The organism is Rhizobacter sp. P1_G5, assembly GCF_056405435.1.
The window spans coordinates 1-2863 of sequence record NZ_JBFUCB010000717.1 but is presented as its reverse complement, the minus strand read 5'-3'; the positions used below and the strand labels follow the sequence as shown (position 1 = coordinate 2863).

3 protein-coding genes are annotated in these 2863 nt (G+C 67.4%); all 3 read left to right on the top strand.

Translation table 11 applies throughout. The features are described 5' to 3' along the window. Positions 1–1296 (top strand): outer membrane protein assembly factor BamA (bamA, locus tag AC1D12_RS29945; RefSeq protein WP_477844867.1); only part of this gene is annotated, 1296 nt, incomplete at its 5' end. Positions 1297–1310: 14 nt separating this feature from the next. Next, positions 1311–1823, top strand: a complete 513-nt coding sequence (locus AC1D12_RS29940) for an OmpH/Skp family outer membrane protein (protein WP_047502572.1) — start codon at positions 1311–1313, stop codon at positions 1821–1823. Between the two features lie 3 nt (positions 1824–1826). Continuing rightward, positions 1827–2855 carry a UDP-3-O-(3-hydroxymyristoyl)glucosamine N-acyltransferase gene (gene lpxD, locus AC1D12_RS29935; RefSeq protein ID WP_477844865.1) on the top strand — a complete coding sequence of 343 codons (1029 nt, stop codon included), beginning with the start codon at positions 1827–1829 and terminating at the stop codon, positions 2853–2855. The last annotated feature ends 8 nt before the right edge of the window (positions 2856–2863 follow it).

Below are 2863 nucleotides of genomic sequence, written 5' to 3'. Positions count from 1 at the left end.
GACATCGACCGCGCGACCGGCCAGGTCGTGCTGACGCTGGTGGGCGATCCGCAGCGCCGCGTGTACGTGCGCCGCGTCAACGTCGCCGGCAACAGCCGCACCCGCGACGAGGTGGTGCGCCGCGAGTTCCGGCAGTTCGAATCGTCGTGGTACGACGGGCGCCGCATCAAGCTGTCGCGCGACCGGGTGGACCGGCTGGGCTACTTCAGCGAGGTCAACGTCGAGACGAACGAGGTGCCCGGCTCGCAGGACCAGGTCGACCTGACGCTGACCGTCAAGGAAAAGCCGACCGGCAACCTGATCGTCGGCGCCGGCTTCTCGAGCGCCGACCGGCTGGCGCTGAACGCATCGATCCGGCAGGACAACGTGTTCGGCTCGGGCAACTACCTCGGCATCGAGCTGAACACCAGCCGCTCGAGCCGCACGCTCGACCTGAGCGCGGTCGACCCGTACTTCACGATCGACGGCATCTCGCGCGCGGTCGACCTGTACTACCGCACCGTCAAGCCGCTGAACAGCCAGGGCGAGGAATACCAGCTGGTGACGCCGGGTGCGTCGATCCGCTTCGGCGTGCCGTTCAGCGAGTACGACACGGTGTTCTTCGGCATCGGCATCGAGCGCACCGAGATCCGCGGGGCGACCTCGCTGCCCAACAATTACTTCCTGTACCGCCTGCGTTACGGCGATGCAAGCACCTCGGTGCCGGTGACGATCGGCTGGTCGCGCGACCTGCGCGACAGCGCGCTGGTGCCCAACGACGGCAGCTTCAAGCGCATCAACATCGAATGGGGGGCCGCCGGCGACACGCGCTACGTCCGCACCAACACGCAGTACCAGCTGTACATCCCGATCACCAAGAAGTACACCCTGGCGTTCAACTCCGAGCTCGGCTGGGGCCGGGGCCTGAACGGCCAGCGCTACCCGATCTTCAAGAACTTCTACGGCGGCGGTCTCGGCACGGTGCGCGCGTTCGACCAGGGCTCGCTCGGGCCGGTCGACGTGGTCGGCTCGTACAGCGGCGGCCCGAAGCGGCTGAACATCAACAGCGAGCTGTACCTGCCGGTGCCGGGCTCGGGCAACGACCGCACGCTGCGCATCTTCGGCTACGTCGATGCCGGCAACGTGTGGGGCGAGAACGAGAAGCCCACCTGGGAGAGCATGCGGGCGTCGGCCGGCATCGGGCTGAGCTGGGTGTCGCCGGTGGGCCCGCTGAAGCTCAGCTACGGCGAACCCATCCGCTACAAGTCAACAGATAGAATTCAACGTTTGCAATTCCAGATCGGGACCGCGTTCTAATGAATAGCTCAAGATTGAAGTCCCTGCATCTCGTGCTGGCCGCCGCGACGCTGGCGTTCGCAGCCGTGGGTGTGCAGGCGCAGGAATTGAAGATCGGCTACGTGAGCCTCGACAAGGTGCTGCGCGATGCGGTGCCTGCGAAGGCGGCGCAGACCAAGCTGGAAGCCGAGTTCTCGAAACGCGAGAAAGACCTGAACGAGTTCGGCACCCGCCTGAAGGCGGCCGGCGACAAGCTCGAGAAAGACCAGCCGACGCTGGCCGAATCCGAGAAGACCCGCCGCCAGCGCGACCTGATCGACCAGGACCGCGAGTTCCAGCGCAAGCGCCGCGAGTTCCAGGAAGACCTGAACCAGCGCAAGAACGAGGAACTGGCCTCGGTGGTGGAGCGGGCCAACAAGGTCATCAAGCAGATCTACGAGACCGACAAATACGACCTCATCCTGCAGGATGTCGTCTTTGCCAGCCCGCGCATCGACATCACCGACAAGGTGATCAAGGCGCTGAACGCCCAGCAAGGCGGCAAGTGAGCCGTGGATGCGGTTCAACTCGGTGACATCGCCGCCCAGCTCGGCGGCGAACTGATCGGCAGCGCCTCGCTGCGCATCGACCGCATCGGCCCGCTCGAGGGCGCCACGCCCGGCACGATCTCCTTTCTCTCGAATCCCCGCTATGCCGCGCAGCTCGCGGCCAGCGCCGCCGGCTGCGTGATCGTCGCGCCGGCCATGCGCGATGCAGCGGTCGCCCGCGGCGCGGCCCTGGTCTGCGACGACCCCTACCTGGCCTTCGCGAAGCTCACGCAGTGGTGGGCGGCGCGCTCGCGCCCGGCGGTGGCGGCCGGCATCCACCCGAGTGCCGTCGTCGAGGCGGGCGCCGTGATCGACGCCGGCGCGAGCATCGGCGCGTTCGTGCTGGTCGAGGCCGGCGCGCGCATCGGCGCCGGCGCCGTCATCGGGGCGCACTGCGTGATCGGTCGTGGCGCGAGCGTCGGCGCCGGCACGCGTCTCGCGCCGCGCGTCACGCTGCTGGCCGATTGCCACATCGGCGAGCGCGGCATCGTGCACAGCGGGGCCGTGATCGGTGCCGACGGATTCGGTTTCGCGCCGACCCAGGGGCGCTACGAGAAGATCGAGCAGCTTGGCGGCGTGCGCATCGGCAACGATGTCGAGATCGGCGCCAACACCTGCATCGACCGCGGCGCGCTGGCCGACACCGTCATCGAGGACGGCGCCAAGCTCGACAACCTGATCCAGGTGGCCCACAACGTGCACATCGGACGCAACACCGCGATCGCCGGCTGCGTCGGCATTGCCGGCAGCACGACGATCGGCGCCAACTGCACGATCGGCGGTGCCGGCATGATCCTCGGCCACCTGAAGCTGGGCGACCGGGTCAACATCTCCGCGGCGAGCGTCGTCACGCGCTCGATCCTGCAGCCCGGAACCTACAGCGGCGTGTTCCCCATCGACGACAATGCGTCCTGGGAAAAGAACGCCGCAACCTTGCGCAACCTGCACGGCCTGCGCGAGCGTCTGCGTGCCCTTGAAAAGAAGATTGCATGACCATGGAC